Origin of the sequence: Pseudacidovorax sp. NFM-22, from assembly GCF_021401245.1 — a bacterium.
Classification (GTDB): domain Bacteria; phylum Pseudomonadota; class Gammaproteobacteria; order Burkholderiales; family Burkholderiaceae_C; genus Xenophilus.
The window spans coordinates 1,011,198-1,026,048 of the sequence record NZ_JACBFY010000001.1; the positions used below are offsets into that span (position 1 = coordinate 1,011,198).

At 72.0% G+C, this 14,851-nt stretch carries 18 protein-coding genes; 1 reads left to right on the forward strand and 17 read right to left on the reverse strand.

Annotated elements, in window-relative coordinates; genetic code table 11:
* Nucleotides 1-9: 9 nt before the first annotated feature.
* The gene (locus L0984_RS04535; protein WP_234192536.1) at nt 10-255 is read left to right on the forward strand and encodes an FmdB family zinc ribbon protein; all 246 of its coding nucleotides are present in this window, start codon (nt 10-12) and stop codon (nt 253-255) included.
* Nucleotides 256-326: 71 nt separating this feature from the next.
* Here the strand turns inward: L0984_RS04535 and L0984_RS04540 are convergent, their stop codons facing one another.
* From L0984_RS04540 to nifA, 17 genes are all read right to left on the reverse strand, one after another.
* Complete coding sequence (locus L0984_RS04540) at nt 327-701, reverse strand: hypothetical protein (protein ID WP_234192537.1); 375 nt, start codon at nt 699-701, stop codon at nt 327-329.
* Entirely contained in the window at nt 698-2,374 is a 1,677-nt protein-coding gene (locus L0984_RS04545; protein WP_305079902.1) for a flavin monoamine oxidase family protein, read from the reverse strand. Before L0984_RS04545 ends, L0984_RS04540 begins: the two co-directional genes overlap by 4 nt.
* A 54-nt stretch (nt 2,375-2,428) precedes the next feature.
* Nucleotides 2,429-2,746, reverse strand: a complete 318-nt coding sequence (locus tag L0984_RS04550; RefSeq protein WP_234192538.1) for a 2Fe-2S iron-sulfur cluster-binding protein — start codon at nt 2,744-2,746, stop codon at nt 2,429-2,431.
* Nucleotides 2,747-2,804: 58 nt separating this feature from the next.
* Nucleotides 2,805-3,659, reverse strand: a complete 855-nt coding sequence (locus L0984_RS04555) for an SIR2 family NAD-dependent protein deacylase (protein ID WP_234192539.1) — start codon at nt 3,657-3,659, stop codon at nt 2,805-2,807.
* 49 nt (nt 3,660-3,708) lie between these two features.
* The gene (locus L0984_RS04560; RefSeq protein WP_234192540.1) at nt 3,709-4,872 is read right to left on the reverse strand and encodes a DegT/DnrJ/EryC1/StrS family aminotransferase; all 1,164 of its coding nucleotides are present in this window, start codon (nt 4,870-4,872) and stop codon (nt 3,709-3,711) included.
* An 18-nt stretch (nt 4,873-4,890) separates the two neighbouring features.
* Nucleotides 4,891-5,151 (reverse strand): hypothetical protein, encoded by a 261-nt coding sequence (locus L0984_RS04565; protein WP_234192541.1) that lies wholly within the window; start codon nt 5,149-5,151, stop codon nt 4,891-4,893.
* A 7-nt stretch (nt 5,152-5,158) separates the two neighbouring features.
* A complete protein-coding gene (gene nifT / locus L0984_RS04570) occupies nt 5,159-5,374 on the reverse strand; it encodes a putative nitrogen fixation protein NifT (RefSeq protein ID WP_234192542.1) in 216 nt (71 codons plus the stop codon).
* Between the two features lie 196 nt (nt 5,375-5,570).
* On the reverse strand, nt 5,571-6,725 hold the full coding sequence (locus L0984_RS04575; RefSeq protein ID WP_234192543.1) for a cysteine desulfurase family protein: 1,155 nt from the start codon (nt 6,723-6,725) through the stop codon (nt 5,571-5,573).
* Entirely contained in the window at nt 6,722-7,126 is a 405-nt protein-coding gene (locus L0984_RS04580; protein WP_234192544.1) for a DUF3024 domain-containing protein, read from the reverse strand. The genes L0984_RS04575 and L0984_RS04580 overlap by 4 nt, the downstream gene beginning before the upstream one ends.
* Entirely contained in the window at nt 7,123-7,464 is a 342-nt protein-coding gene (locus L0984_RS04585) for a nitrogen fixation protein NifZ (RefSeq protein ID WP_234192545.1), read from the reverse strand. Before L0984_RS04585 ends, L0984_RS04580 begins: the two co-directional genes overlap by 4 nt.
* Nucleotides 7,461-7,853, reverse strand: a complete 393-nt coding sequence (locus L0984_RS04590; RefSeq protein WP_234192546.1) for a nitrogen fixation protein NifZ — start codon at nt 7,851-7,853, stop codon at nt 7,461-7,463. The genes L0984_RS04585 and L0984_RS04590 overlap by 4 nt, the downstream gene beginning before the upstream one ends.
* Nucleotides 7,846-8,655 (reverse strand): 4Fe4S-binding leucine-rich repeat protein, encoded by an 810-nt coding sequence (locus L0984_RS04595; RefSeq protein ID WP_234192547.1) that lies wholly within the window; start codon nt 8,653-8,655, stop codon nt 7,846-7,848. Before L0984_RS04595 ends, L0984_RS04590 begins: the two co-directional genes overlap by 8 nt.
* Nucleotides 8,652-9,236 carry a hypothetical protein gene (locus L0984_RS04600; protein WP_234192548.1) on the reverse strand — a complete coding sequence of 195 codons (585 nt, stop codon included), beginning with the start codon at nt 9,234-9,236 and terminating at the stop codon, nt 8,652-8,654. The genes L0984_RS04595 and L0984_RS04600 overlap by 4 nt, the downstream gene beginning before the upstream one ends.
* A 34-nt stretch (nt 9,237-9,270) precedes the next feature.
* Nucleotides 9,271-9,684 carry a HesB/IscA family protein gene (locus L0984_RS04605; protein ID WP_234192784.1) on the reverse strand — a complete coding sequence of 138 codons (414 nt, stop codon included), beginning with the start codon at nt 9,682-9,684 and terminating at the stop codon, nt 9,271-9,273.
* Nucleotides 9,685-9,898: 214 nt separating this feature from the next.
* Complete coding sequence (locus L0984_RS04610) at nt 9,899-10,093, reverse strand: 4Fe-4S binding protein (protein WP_234192549.1); 195 nt, start codon at nt 10,091-10,093, stop codon at nt 9,899-9,901.
* Between the two features lie 63 nt (nt 10,094-10,156).
* Entirely contained in the window at nt 10,157-11,749 is a 1,593-nt protein-coding gene (gene nifB / locus L0984_RS04615; RefSeq protein WP_234192550.1) for a nitrogenase cofactor biosynthesis protein NifB, read from the reverse strand.
* 1,196 nt (nt 11,750-12,945) lie between these two features.
* Nucleotides 12,946-14,676 carry a nif-specific transcriptional activator NifA gene (nifA, locus tag L0984_RS04620; protein WP_234192551.1) on the reverse strand — a complete coding sequence of 577 codons (1,731 nt, stop codon included), beginning with the start codon at nt 14,674-14,676 and terminating at the stop codon, nt 12,946-12,948.
* Nucleotides 14,677-14,851: the final 175 nt, after the last annotated feature.

The following is a 14,851-nucleotide window of genomic DNA, read 5'->3' on the forward strand; positions in this document are numbered from 1 at the left end:
GAGCGCCCCATGCCCCTCTACGACTACCACTGCAGCGTCTGCGGCCACGGCTTCGAGGCGCTGGTGCGGGCCGGTGCCACGCCACCGGCCTGCCCCGCCTGCGGCAGCACCGCCGTGGACAAGGCCCTCTCGCGCATCGCGCCCGCCGGCAGGATCGAAGCCATCCGCATGTCCAACCGGCGTGCGGCGGCCGCGGCCGGCCACCTGAGCCACTTCAGCCCGGCCGAACGCAAGAAGCTGTTGAAGCAGCGCTGAGCGCCCGACCCGTCACGCCCTGTCGTCCAGCCGTCGCAGTCCACTGCGCAGCGACACGGGGCGCTGGCCCTTCAGGGCACCATCTGGAACAGCTCGGGCTGCCCTTGCCGGTACACGCGCAGCCACAGCAGCGTGGCCGGCAGCACGGCCTCGCAGCCGAAGGCCAGCGCCTCGTCCAGCGCGGGGCCGGGCGGCAGCGCCAGGCGCTGTGCCAGCGATTGCCAGCCGTCCCAGTCCAGCTCGGGCATGCGGGCGCGTACGCCGGGCGGCAGCGCGGCCAGGGTCGCCGCCATCCGCGCCAGCAGGCGCAACACCTCCTGCCGGGTGAGGCGTGAGCGCAGCAGCTCCTCGCGGGTCAGGCCCTCGATGAGCGTGGCGACGTCGGTGCCCGCCTGCTCCACGATGCCCAGCAGGGCACCGATCTCGATGCTGCCGAAGGCCGTCATGCCGCCGGCTCCCGCGCCGCTTCGGCCGCCACGCACAGGCGCGCGTTGAGCTCCAGCGCGAAGGCCTGCCAGGCCGCGGCCAGGGCACGGGCGATGGCGCGCCGGTCCTCGGCGTCGGGCTGGTGTTCGTGCGGCAGCTTGGACAGCGCGCAGGAGCGCGCGTTGAAAGCCAGCGCCTCGTCCACCAGCGACTGGCTCCAGCCCGCAAAGGCCGACAGCAGCGCCGGCGTGAGCGGATGACGGCCCTGCACCGGCGCGCCGGCCTCGGCCGCCGGCGCCGGCAGCAGCGCATCCAGATGGCCCAGAGCCTCGGCGTAGCACTGCTCGGCGGCGGCGCGCAGCGCACGGGCGCTCAGGCCGCCCTGCGCGTCCGCGCCTGCCGCCGTGCCCGACAGCATCCGCACCAGATGGCGCTGGTAGCGCTCCGGCCCCTGGGCGCGCAGGCCCTGCACGGCCTGCCGGAAGGCCGCCACGGCGGTGGCCGCGTCCGCGGGCGTGGAAGGGCGGGCGTCCGCCGGACGCAGCAGCAGCTGCGACGCGACGCGCTCGGCGCTGTCCAGCGCGCCTTCCATGTGGCCGGCGCCGTGCAGGGCGGTCTCGGTGCCGGCAAAGAACAGCCGGCCGCCCCACCAGGGCTGGCGCAGGCGGGCATCAGCGCGAGGCGGTTCGGCGGGGCCGGCAAGGTCGGCCTGCGCGCAGGTCCAGGGCTCTTCGGCCCAGTCCTGCAGGTGCAGTTCACCCTCCTGCGCGTCCACGCCATAGAGCTGGCCCAACTGGCTGTGGATGAGCAGCGGCAGGCCACGGCGGAAGTGCTGGCGCTGCTGGGCGTCCAGCGCCACGAAGCCGCCCAGCGCGCCGTGCGGCGCGGTGCCGGCGTCGAACACCTCGCCCAGCACGGCCTGCGGATGGCGCACGAAGGCGTTGCCGGAATGGCCCGCCGCGCGCCAGAAGGGCCGGCCGAAGGCACTGGCCGCCTTGGCCTGCGCGGCCATCCAGGTGGGCACGGCGGCCAGGGCCTCCGCCAGCGGCGGCGGCAGCGCCGGCACGAAGCGGATGCGCTCGGCGACCAGCCGCGGCGGCAGGGCCAGCACCAGCTGCGCGACGTGCAGGCGCTGGCCGTCGGCCAGGTGCAGCAGCACGCCGCCACCGTCGGCCCGGTGCACTTCGCAGACCGCGGCCTTCAGGCACAGGGCCTGCGGCGGCAGGGCGTCGGCCAGCGCCTGCGCCAGCCGTGCGCTGCCGCCCTCGATGCGGCGCGCGCCCTGGTGCACCTGGCCCGGGGCGGCGTCGTGTCGTTCGGGGGCGCGATCGGGGTCGTCGAGCCAGAGCGCATCGCCGGGGTCGTGCTGGGGCACGCTGGCCAGGCCCAGTTCGGCCAGCAGTGCAGCGACACCGGGCTCGGTGGCGGGCCAGAACCAGGCGGCGCCCAGGTCCAGCGGCTGGTCGGTGGCGGCGCTGAAACGCGTGAGCAGCCGGCCGCCGATGCGCTCGCGCGCCTCCAGCACGCGCACCTGGCGGCCGGCCAGGTGCAGGCGACGCGCCAGCGCCAGTCCGGCCAGTCCGGCGCCGACGATGGCCACGTCGCATACAAGGGACTCGGCCTCATCGGCCGCAGGCCCGGGCGTCCCGCCGGAAGGCAGGTGCCGCGCGTCGGAAGTGCCGACCATGTTCATGGCGCCCGGGTGCCTGGGGCGGTCACAAGGCGTGAATGGATCCGGCGCGGCTCGTCAGACGAAGCTGAGCACTTCGACCGTCACCGGCTGGTCGCCCAGCACGGCGCGGCAGGCCAGGCGCGACTTGGCGCCCACGCCGACGATGGCGTCCAGGCGCTCGTTCTCCTCGCGCGTGGTCTTCGACAGGCTCTTGCGGCCTTCGAGCACGAAGAGGTGGCAGGCGTCGCTGCACTTGGCGCCCCCGTCGCATTCGTGCGCGAGCACGCCGGCGCGGCGCAGGGCCTCCAGCAGCGTGATGCCGGACTCGGCGTCGAAGGTCTTGCCGCTGGGCATGACGGTGAGGGGAACGGTGGTGGTGACGGTGTCGCTCATGGCGGGGTCTCGTGGTGGTGGTGGTGAAAAGGGAATGGCGGCAGCATCAGGCTCAGACTCAGGCCGCCAGCGCGGCCGGCGCCAGGGCCTGCACCAGCGCATCGGCGAAGTCCGGCAAGGGCATGGCGATGCGCTCGATGCCCTGCTCTTCCAGGAAGCGCGCCTCCATGCGCGTGGGCGGCTCCGGCAGCACGGCCCAGTGCCGGTCGCTGGAGCGCTTCATGATCTGCCGCGCGAAGCTGCGCGTGAGCTGGTCGTCGAAGCGGCAGCCGACGAACAGGAAGCCGCGCCCCGCACGCTGCTGCTGCACGAGGGCAGGGATGGGCGTCTGGATGTCGATCTCGGTCAGCACCTCGACGTAGTCGCTGTCCGAGACCAGGTAGTTGCTGGCCGGCCTGCGGTTGCCGATGGGCTGGTAGAGCACGCGACCGGGCTCGGCCGGCAGCTCGGCCAGGCGCTCGCCGTCGTCGGCGTAGACACACGTCCAGTGGCCGAAATGTTCGGACTGCGACAGGCCCTGGATGCGCACCCAGCCGCCCTCGGGCCGGGCCATGGCCAGGGCACGGCCGAAGGTGTCGTCGTACCAGGTGTCGATCCACAGCGGTGCGCCGCTGGCGGCCAGCGCCGCATGCAGGGCCGAGGGCTGCGGCGTCGTCGCGAAGGCCTCGTCCATGAGCGACACCACCGACTTGCGGTGCTTGAAGTTCTCGATGAACTGCGCCGCCTGCGTGAGACGCTTGCGGATCTTGTGCGGCACGCTGACCTTGGCGGTCATGATCTCGGCCAGGGCCAGCGGCGTGGCAGGCACCTTGGCGTCGGGGCACAGGGCCAGCAGGCCGGGGCCCATGTAGGGGATGAGCGCACCGGCATCGAGCCGGCGGGCAAGGTCGTGGATCAGGGCGTCGTCGTTCATGGCGTGGGCGGTGGCAGCGGGGTGGATGGAAGGCCCGGGCGGGCCGGGTTCAGAGATAGATCGCCGCCCCCGCGCCCACGTTGGTGGCGGTGTCCTTGAGCGTCTTGACGATGTACTTGATCTGGTCCGCGTCCAGCTGCGTGTGGAAGGGCAGCGCCAGCGCACGGTCGCCGATGCGGTCGGTGTCGGGCAGCACGCCGCGCTTGCGGCCGATGGCATCGCCCGCGTTCATGTAGAAGAACTGCTGGTGCAGCGGATGGCTGTAGGCGGCGGTTTCGATGCCGCAGGCCGCCAGGTCCTCGATCATCTGGGTGCGGGCACTGGCGGTGAAGCGCTTGCCCAGGTGCACCACGTAGAGCATCCAGTGCACCTCGTCCACGTCCTCGCCCAGGTAGGGCGGCTTGATGCCCTCGAAGCTCTGCATCTGCGCGTGGTACCAGGCCTCCACCTGCTTGCGCACGGCCAGGCGGTCGTCCAGGCCCGCCAGTTGCGCCAGGCCCAGCGCGGCCGTGAGTTCGCTCATGCCGGCCTGCAGCGGCACGCGCGCGCCCACCGACACCGAGCCCCGGTCGGACAGCCGGCGCTGGCGCAGGTAGCGCAGCTCGTGCGCGAGGCGCTCGTCGTCGGTGACCAGCATGGCGCCCTCGCCCGTGCACAGGGCCGAGGGCGCGGAGAAGTCGAACACCGCCACATCGCCGAAGCTGCCCACCGTCTGGCCGCGGTAGCGCGAGCCCAGGGCCTCGGTGCTGTCCTCGATCAGGGCGATGCCGTGCGCCGTCGCCAGCGCGCGCAGCGGTCCCCAGGCCGCCGGATGCCCGTTGGTGTTGCCGGCCAGCAGCGCGCGGGTCTTGGGGCCGATGCGCGCCGCCGCCTTCTCGGCGCTCAGGCAGCCGCTCCAGTAGTCGATGTCGGCGAAGACGGGCGTGGCCCCGGCCAGCGTGATGGCCTGCGCGATCTGGTGCCAGGTGTGGGCGGCGCACACCACCTCGTCGCCGGGACCGATGCCGTGCGCGCGCAGCACCATCCACAGCCCCAGCGTGCCGCTGGCCACGCCCACCGCGTGGCTGCGGCCGGCCCAGCCGGCAAAGGCCTGCTCGAAGGAGGCGAGCATGGGGCCGTCGCCCCACCGGGCGGCCTCCAGCACCGCGTGGACCAGCTCGATCTCGCGCGGGCCGCAGTCGGGTTCGGCCAGGCCGATGGCGTCGATGTCCATGGAGGGCTCCTGCGAGGTTCAGCTTTGCGTGAGGATCAGCACCGTGGCCTCTTCGGGCCGGGCGGTGACATGCCAGCAGTGGCCCTGGCTGGCCGCCAGGTAGACGTTGCGCGCGCCCAGCTGCAGGGCGGGCGTCTCGCCGCGCATGTCCAGCGCGTCGACCACGATGGCGCGCACCTCCGGGTGGCGGGCGCGCCAGAGCGCGGCGGCGTCGCGCACGGTGGGCGCGGCGCCCACCAGCTCACAGGCCGTGCGCAGTTGTTCGCTGGTGAGGGCCATGGCCGCCTCACTCCGCCGCGGCGATGCGCCGGGCCTCCACCGTCACCGGCAGCGTGGTGCCCTCGGGCATGGCGGGCAGGTCCAGCTGCCAGCCGTTGCCCAGCGTGACCAGGCCGCCCCACATGCCGGGCTGCACCATCGACACGATGGGTTCTTCCAGATCCTTCTTGGGGACATAGGCCGAGAGCAGGCCCTTGCTGTCTTTGCGGATCATGACTTTCATTGCGGTGCTTTCTCGGTGGATGCAGGAATGGGTTCAGAGGCTGAGCGTTTTTTTGGCCGTGCCCGAAAGGCGCGTCAAAACGCCCCGGATCGAGGCGCAAAGCGCAGCCATAGCTCGGGCTATGGCGAGCATTTGCAACGACGAGCCGGGGTGTTTTGGCGTGCAAGGCGGGCATGGACAAAAGACTCTCAGCCTCTTAGGCCGGGGCCTCTTCGAGCAGGGGCCGCAGCAGGCGCGGCAGGCCGGCCAGCAATGCGTGGACGTCGGGCGTCTGGCTGCCCTGGCCCAGCGACAGGCGCACTGCCGCCAGCGCCTCTTCCGCCGGCACGCCCATGGCGCGCAGCACATGCGAGGGCTCGCTGCCGCCGGAGGAGCAGGCAGCGCCCGAAGACGCGGCAATGCCCAGGCGCTCCAGCCGCTGCAGCAGCACCTCGGCCGACAGGCGACCCACGCGCAGGTAGCTGGTGCCGGGCAGGCGCGGCAGGCCGCGGCCCCACACATGCACGGCGCCGGGCAGCGCCGCCATCAGGCCGGCCTCCAGCGTGTCGCGCAGGCTGGCCTGGCGCGCGGCCTCGGCCTGCATGGCCGCGGCATCGCCCAGGCGCTCCAGCGCTGCGGCCAGGCCGACGATGCCGGGCAGGTTCTCGGTGCCGCCGCGGCGGCCGCGCTCCTGGCTGCCCAGGGTCTGGGGCGCGAGCGGGGCGCCCTGGCGCAGCAGCAGCGCGCCCACGCCCTTCGGCCCGTGGAACTTGTGGGCGGAGAAGGAGACGGCGTCGGCGCCGCAGGCATCGAAGGCGAAGGGCAGCTTGCCGACGAACTGGGTGGCATCCACATGCAGCCGCGCGCCCGCGGCGCCGGCCAGCGCCGCCACCTCGGCCACGGGCATGAGCAGGCCGGTCTCGTTGTTGGCGGCCATCAGCGACACCAGGGCCACGTCGGGCCCGATGCGTTCGGCGGCGGCCTGCAGGTCGAGGCGGCCGTCGGGCCGCACAGGCAGCAGCTCGACCGGCACGCCGGCCTCGGCCAGGGCCCGGGCCAGTCGCAGATGGCCGGCATGCTCGACGGCGCTGAACAGCACCCGCGTGCGCCCGGCGGGCGCCGCGGCCAGCAGGCCGCGCACGGCCAGGTGGTTGGCCTCGGTGGCGCAGCTGGTGAAGATCACCTCGGCCGGCTTGCAGCGCAGCACCCGCGCCACCGTGCCCCGGGCGGCGGCCAGCGCACGCCGCGCGTCCTGCCCCGGCGCATGCTGCGACGAGGCATTGGCCCAGAGCCGCTCGTACACCGGCCACATGGCGGACAGCACCTCGGGGGCGGGCGCGGTGGTGGCGTTGTGGTCCAGATAAATCGTCATGGCCAGTACACCCGCTCGGTGTCCGCGCACAGCTGCGCCAGCAGTTCCGGCAGCGGCGCAGCGGGGCCCGGCTCGGCCCAGCGGCCGGCGGCATGGTCGCGGGCCTGCAGCTGCCACAGGGGCTGGCCGCCCTGCAGACAGGGCTGGCCGCCGGCATCGGTCATGGGTTGCAGGCGCGCGATGTCGATGACGCCGCCCTCCGCGTCCACGTTGCGCGAGCAGCACGGGCTTTCGATGCGGTAGCCCGCGCCATCGCCCAGCACGCGCGGGCGCACGTAGCGGTAGCGGGCCCGCTCGCGCAGCGCATGCGCGATGCGGTGCCGCAGGAAGTCGGCCACCCAGCCGCTGGAGGGTGCGGACGTGTCGGCCATGGACAGGCGCCGGGCCATGTGTGCGCTCATGGCTGCGGCAGCGCGCCGGCCGGCGGCGCTTCGTGGGCAGAGGGGCCGTCGTCCTCAGGCAGCAGGCCGGCCGGCGCCGGCGCGATTTCCTCCTCGAAGCAACCGACCACGCGGCGGCCGAATTCGACGAGGTAGATGGGCTCGTTGGTCTCGGTGGAATGGCCGATGTTGACGATCTCGCCCACGGCGCCTTGCGGCGCGAGCACGGCGCCTTCGCCCAGCTCGGGATGACTGCCATCGTTGATCAGGTCGTCCAGCGCCACCACGCGCAGGCCCCAGCCGTATTCGGGCGCGCGGGGCTCGGCAAAGGCGGCGACGTCGGCGGGCAGCGTGTTCATGGGGCGTTCTCCGGAAGGGACGAGGGGTCGGTGTGGCCGGCGGGCTGCTGCGGGCGGCCGAGCGTCTGGAGGGTCTGGGCATCCACGCCCAGGCGGGCCAGCACGTCGTCGGGCAGGTGGTCCAGCGTGCACAGCTCCTTTGCGCGCATGCCCACGCGGTGGCCCGTCTCCACGAAGTCCACGGCGTAGATGTAGAACTGCTGCAGGAAGGTGTTGATGCTGGTCACGTAGCCGATGTCGCCCTTGTTGACCAGCACTTCGCCGATGTCCTTGCCGTTGTAGGTGCCGTCGTTGCGGATCACGCTGCGGGCGATGACGCGCTCGCCGTAGTTGAAGCGCGGCGGAAACGCGACCTCGATCAGGTCGTCGTCGCGGTTGATGTCAGCCATGGGCCGCTCCCTGGGCGGGCAGCGCCGCCAGTCGCTCGGCAACGGCGCGGCGCACTTCGGGGTCCGCGTCGTCCTGCAGGCGACGCACCGCCTCGGGCGCGGCGCGCCGGGCCACTTCCCAGCGCACGCGCCAGTCCTCGTCGTCCGCCATCGGCGCCAGCAGCGGCACGGGCAGGCGCTCGGCCACGATGCGGCGCACTTCGGGCTCGGCATCGGTGGCCAGGCCCAGCAGGGCCGGCATCTCCAGCCGCTGGGCGACGCGCATGCGCACGCTGCGGTCGACGTCGTGCGCCAGCGTGGCCAGCAGCGCCAGGGGCAGGCGGCGGGCCACCAGCTCGCGCACGCCGTAGTCGGGGTCGTGGCGCATCGCGGCGAGGGCGCCGCCTTCGAGGCGCTGGGCGACGCGGATGCGCACCTCGCGGTGCGGGTCGTGCATCAGCCGCACCAGCTGCGCCTGCGGCAGGCGCAGGGCCACCTGCAGACGCACGGTCTCGTCCGGGTCCTCGATCAACGCGGGCAGCCGGAACAGGCTGGCATACCGGGCGGCGATGGCGCGCACTTCGAAGTAGGGATGGGCCAGCTCGCCGTCGGCCAGCCGCGGATGCCAGCGGAAGAAGCGGTCGATGCGGCGGGCGTAGGCGTCCTGCATGCAGGCATGGCCGGGCTCGCAGCCGTGCGGCTCGGGCCGGCCGCGCAGCGCCCGGTGGGGGCAGCGGCCGCAGTCGACGGGGCCGCCGCGCCAGTACAGCGGCGCGATGTCGCCGGCAGGCGCGCGGGCGGTCGCGCTGGTGGTGGCCGTCATGGACGGGCCTCCGGACCCCAGCCGTAAGCCGGATAGGCACCGGGCCCTTCGGCGGGGTCGATCAGGCCTGCGGCCATCGCCTCGTGCCGCTGCAGCACATGCGCCAACAGGGCACCGCCGACGCGGTCGCCCGGGTCGAGCCGGCGCAGCTCGCCCAGCATGAGCCGGGCCTCCTCCAGTTCGCCCAGCCGCAGGTTGAGGTAGGCCAGGCCCTTGAGGGTGAAGAGGTAGAAGCGCACCGCGGCGTCGTGGCGTGCCTCGTCGTCGGTGGGCGGCCGATCGCCGAAGGTGGGGCCCAAGGCCGTGCGGGCGACGGCAAGTGCGTCCTCGCCGGCCGCCTTGGCGCGCGCCAGGTCATGGCCGTAGAAGTGAAAGCGGTAGAGCGCGATCAGCGGCACCGGGTGGCGCGGCGCCAGCGCACGGGCACGCTCCAGCAGCGGCAGGGCCTGGTCGGGCCGGTGGCGCAGCAGGCCGGCGCTGGCGATGAGCGCGGCGGGCTCGGCCGGCAGGCCATGGCCCAGTGCCGAATCGGCAAAGGCGGCCAGTCCGTCGTCGTCGAAGCCCAGGCCCATGGCGTTCATCACCGTCGCTCCCCTGCCCTGCCGACCGCCACGCTCAGTGGACCGGCACGGCCGGGCGGCCGCCGCGGCCGATGGAACCCACGTCGATGCGGGCCACGCCGGGCGGGGTGGCCGCGGCATCGCCGCTGCTGCTGCAGGCGCAGGGCGCCTGCTTGGGGTCGATGAAGGCCAGGCCCGACTTGGTGGGCGTGTCCACGAAGTCCATGGTCACGCCGTCCAGCAGCAGCCGGCTTTCGGCGGGCAGGAACAGGCGCAGGCCCTCCCCCACCTCCACCACGGCCTCGCCGGGCTGCGGCGCGGCCTCGGCGCTGAACTCCGAGTTGAAGCCCGAGCAGCCGCCCGCGCTGACCACCAGCCGGAAGCCCGCCGTCGCCGGCAGGCCCGAGAAGCGCAGGATGCGCCGCACGAACTTCTCGGCGGCGGGCGTGAGGGTGAGGCTGGGAAGCATGGTCAAGGGTCTCTGTGATGGATGAAGAAAAAGGAACAGGCGGGCATGGGCAGGGCGGGGACCAGAGATGCGCCAGCGGCATCGACGCCCCCGCGCATCGAAAGGCCGCGGAGCAGGCCATGCGCGAACATCCGCGGAACCGGCTTTGCCGGGCCGCTGGATGTGCCCCCCTTGGGGGGGGTTGGCGGAGCGCGAAGCGCGCAGCCTGGGGGGGCTACACCTTCGTTATGCAGCCGTCCACAGGGCACACGGCGATGCACTGCGGCTCGTCGTAGTGGCCTTCGCACTCGGTGCACTTCTTGGGATCGATGACGAAGATGCCGCCCTTCTCGCGGATGGCGACATTGGGGCATTCGGGCTCGCAGGCGGAGCACCCGGTGCAGGTGGAGGCGATGATCTTCAGCGACATGGCTTTCCTCGTGGATTGCTAGGGAGTGGGAGGGGTGAAGCAGAGGCGCGCGCGGGCCTGCCTTCAGGCGGCCTGCGCCGCGGTGTAGGCGCCCTGGCGGATGGCGGCATCGCCGCGGTCCTGGTGCACCAGCGCGCCGCTGGCGATGCGGCCGCGGTAGTCGTTGAACCAGGCCAGCGCCGCCTTCTCGATGAACTCGCCGACGTACTGGTCCACCGGCTCGATGCCGGCCGCGGCGAGTTCGTCCTTGGGGCAGGCGCCGATCTTGGCGACCAGCACGGCATGGCAGTCGTTGATGGCACGCACCACCGACGGCAGCTGCTCGTCGTCGCCGAAGCCGCCCTGGCAGTACAGGTCCACCCGGCGGTGGCCGACGAACAGGGCCTCGTTGCGGCTGACCTCGAAGATCTGGAACTCGGTCACATGGCCGAAGTGCTCGTTGACGCGGCCACCGCCCTTGGTGGCCACGGCGACCAGCACCTTCAGGTCGTCGGCCACGCCCAGGTTGGCGGCCTCGGCCAGGGCTTCCTGCTTGGCCTCGTGCTGCGCCTGGCGCTCGGATTCCACCTTGTCCTGGTAGGCGCGGCGGCGGTCGAGGTCGTACACGACCTCCATCTCCTCAATCTTGTCGAGGGTGAACTCCTCGCTGCGGTCCTCGCCCAGCAGGCCCACGGCGTCGGCCCGGCACTGGCGGCAGTGGCGCATGAGGTTGGCGCCGCCGGCGCAGGCGTCCTGCACGGCCTTGAGTTCCTGGGCCGTGGGGCCGCGCTGGCCGGTGAGGCCGAACACGGTGCCGTGCTCGGGCTCGGAGATCAGCGGCATGATGTTGTGCAGGAAGGCGCCGCGCTTCTTGACCTCGCGGTTGACCTCGATCAGGTGCTCGTCGTTGATGCCGGGGATGAGCACCGAGTTGATCTTGGTGAGCACGCCGCGGGCCGTGAGCATCTCCAGACCCTTCATCTGCTGCTCGTGCAGGATCTTCGCGGCCTCGTAGCCGGTGACACGCTTGTGCTTCCAGAAGATCCAGGGATAGATCTTCTCGCCCACCGCCGGGTCCACCATGTTGATGGTGATGGTGACGTGGTCGATGTTGTACTTGACGATCTCGTCCACCTGCTCGGGCAGGGCCAGGCCGTTGGTGGACAGGCACAGCTTGATGTCGGGCGCCTGCTCGTGGAGCATGCGCATGGTGTCGAAGGTCTTGGCCGGGTTGGCCAGGCTGTCGCCGGGGCCGGCAATGCCCAGCACGGTCATCTGCGGGATCTCGCTGGCGACGGCCAGCACCTTCTTGACGGCCTGGTCGGGCGTGAGCTTCTGGCTGACGACGCCTGGCCGGCTCTCGTTGCTGCAGTCGTACTTGCGATTGCAGTAGTTGCACTGGATATTGCAGGCGGGCGCCACGGCCACGTGCATGCGGGCATAGTGGTGGTGGGCCTCTTCGGAATAGCAGGGATGGTTCTTGACCTTCTCCCAGATCTCGGGGGGCATGTCCTCCGGGCCGCCCGAGGAGCCGCAGCTGGCCTTGCCCTCGCCACCCTGGGTGCCGCAGCCGCCGCCCGCGTCGGGCAGTTCGAACTTGGCGCCGAGGGGCTTGATCTGCCCGATGCCGACGTAGGTGGTGGCGGGCATGGTGCTGGCTGGGCTGGCTTGCTGCATGGATGTACCTCGCGGGGTGGCGGCACGACGGGGCCGCATACGGGGGCCTTACTGCCAAAAACATGCCACGCGCTCGTTGGGCTCCAGCGTTGGGTTTTTCGCGGTTTCGCGTTGGTTTTGGAGCGTTTGTCTGGCGGGGTTGCGACAGGGCTTGATGTGTGTCGCGTTGGGTGTGTTGGCGTTGCGACAAAGGGCGTTGGTTGCTTGGGTGTGTGGTTCGACCGTTGACGCTGGACGGGCGCCTGGCTGGCTTGGGTCGCGGTCTTTACCGTTGACGCTGGATGGGCGCCTGGCTGGCTTGTGTGGCCATCTTTACCGTTGACGCTGGATGGGCGCCTGGCTGACCCCGGCGCCCAGCGCGGCCCCACATGCTGCGTCCCTCGCTGAACGCTCGGGCAACCTGCGGTGCTCGCCGGATGAGCGCATGGCGTAACTCGCTGCGCGCTTCGCGCTCCGCTCAAACAAACGCCATGAGTCAGTCACAACCGGCCCGCGGGGGCCGCGGGCCTCGCTCATCCGGCTGCGCTCCTCGGCGCAGCCTGAGGGGCCGCGCTGGGCGCCGGGGCCAGCCAGGCTCAAGGTTTGGCGTGGACCGCGCCCCTTACCGCCCGCTCCAGACCTCGCCACCACACGGCGCGGCTTGCGGGTCGGTCACCGTCGCGGGTTACGCCTGCGTCTGCGTCTGCACCTGTGCCTGTGCGTTTGGCCCTGGCTGTGCCCGTGTGCGATGTGCTCGCTGTCGCTGTTGCCGCTGTTGGGACTTCTGCGGCTGCGAGCTGAGGAACCGGCGACGAGCGCTGGTGCCTGGCGAGAGCGGGCGTGACGGTCACCTCATCACGAGCCCGGCCTGGGGTGTGCGGCCTGGGCGCCCTGTGGACGCGCCGAGGAGCGCAGCCGGATGAGCGAGGCCCGCGGCCCCCGCGGGCCGGTTGTGACTGACTCATGGCGTTTGTTCGAGCGGAGCGCGTAGCGCGTAGCGAGTTACGCCATGCGCTCATCCGGCGAGCACCGCAGGTTGCCCGAGCGTTCAGCGAGGGACGCGGCCGCTGGGCGCCCAGGCCGCACACCCCAGGCCGGGCGCTTCGTCCAGGGCCCACGGACAGAACCGCCACTACAGCCGCTACAGCCGCTGCCAACAAGCGTCAGAGCCGAAAGTCCGCACCAGCAAAAAGACGTTGCGCAACGGCCCAAGCCGCTCAGAACTTCCTCACCTCGATCCCATGCTTGCGCAGCGCATAGCCCATCTGCCGCGGCGTGATCTTGAGCAGCCGGGCCGCCTTGGCCTGGACCCAGCCGCAGTGCTCCATGGCCCAGATCAGGCGGGCATGCTCGCCCTCGGGCTTGTCACTGAGCCCCGACGGACCCGCCACCCCTACGGCCTCGGCGGGCATCGGTGCCGAAGGAGCTGCCGCCGCCACCACCACCTCGGCTGGCAGCACCGGCTGCGGCGGCAGCACGGGCTGCTGCGGCAGCACAGACTGCGGCGGCAACCCAGGCACCTCGGTGATGGGAATGTCCACCGGCCGCCCCGGCCGCACCGCGTCCTCGCGCTCGATGTGGTGCAGCACCTGCGTCAGACAACGGTTGCCCTGGCACGGAAAGGCCAGGTCGCTGATGACCTCGGCATGCGTCATCGTCGCGGTGCGCTCCACGCAGTTCTCCAGCTCACGCACATTGCCCGGCCAGTAGCAACTGCTCAGCACCCGCATGGCGCCCGGATCGAAACGCATGCGCCGGCCGTTCTCGCGGTTGAAGCGGTCCAGGAAGTGCTGCGCCATCGCCGGGATGTCCTCGCGACGCTCCCGCAGCGGCGGCAGCTGGATGCTCACCACGTTGATGCGGTAGTACAGGTCGGCCCGGAACTCACCGGCCTGCACCATGCGCTCCAGGTTGCGGTTGGTCGCCAGGATCAGCCGCACGTCCACCTTCACCGGCGTGCCGCCGCCCACCCGCTCGAACTGCCGCTCCTGCAGCACCCGCAGCAGCTTGGCCTGGAACGAGGCCGAGATGTCGCCGATCTCGTCGAGGAAGAGCGTGCCACCATGCGCCATCTCGAAGCGGCCCTTGCGCTGGCCCTGCGCGCCGGTGAAGGAGCCCTTCTCGTGCCCGAAGAGCTCGCTCTCCAGCAGCGATTCGGTCAGCGCCGCACAGTTGACGCAGACGAAGGCCGCCTCGTGCCGCGGCGACAGGCTGTGGATGGCGCGGGCGATCACCTCCTTGCCCGTGCCGCTCTCGCCGCGCAGCAGCACCGTGGTGCGCGCCGGCGCCACCTGGTGCACCTGCTCGAACACCGCCTGGATCGGCGCCGACACGCCCACCACATGGTCGATGCGGTGCTGCGGCTTGAGCGCCTTCTGGATGCGCCGCACCTCGTCCTGCATGCTGTCGTGGCCCGCCGCCACGGTGCGCTGCAGCAGCAGCGCCTGGCCCATCAGCGTGGCCACCATGCGCAGCAGCTGCAGATCCTCGGCGAAGACGCGCGTGCCCGCGTTGTTGACGCACTGCATGGCCAGCACGCCCAGCGTGCGCCGGTCGGCACGGATCGGCATGGCCAGCATGGCGATGCTGTCGAGCCCGTCGCCTCCCCCCGTTCGGTTGAGGAAGAGCGGCTCGGCATGCACGTCGGGCACGATGGCCGGCACGCCGCTGGCGAACACGCGGCCCACGATGCCCTCGCCCACACGGAACAGCAGGCGCTGCTGCTCTTCCTGCGACAGCCCGGCCGCGCACAGCCCCCGCAGCGGCCCGCCGGCCTCGCCCAGCACCACGAAGGCGCGGCGCCAGTCGAAGGCGTGCAGCAGGTAGTTCAGCGCCTCGCGGAAGGTCTTGCCCACGTCGAGCGAGGCGGACAGCGTCTTGCTGACCTCATACACCGCGTCCAGCTCGCGGCGCGTCTGGGCTTCCTTGGAACGTGCAATCACCATCATGGGGACCTCGCTTTCCGCCGCCCGCCCCGTCCACCGGGCCGCCCGGCACCGGCGGGCGCGGGCACGTCGGCTTTGTCGGCTTCATCGCAAGAAACATACCCAATCGTCAAAGCCGTGACAGCCCCCGGATGCACCGCCGCGGCGCCCCCGGACATTCGCGACAAACAGGACATGC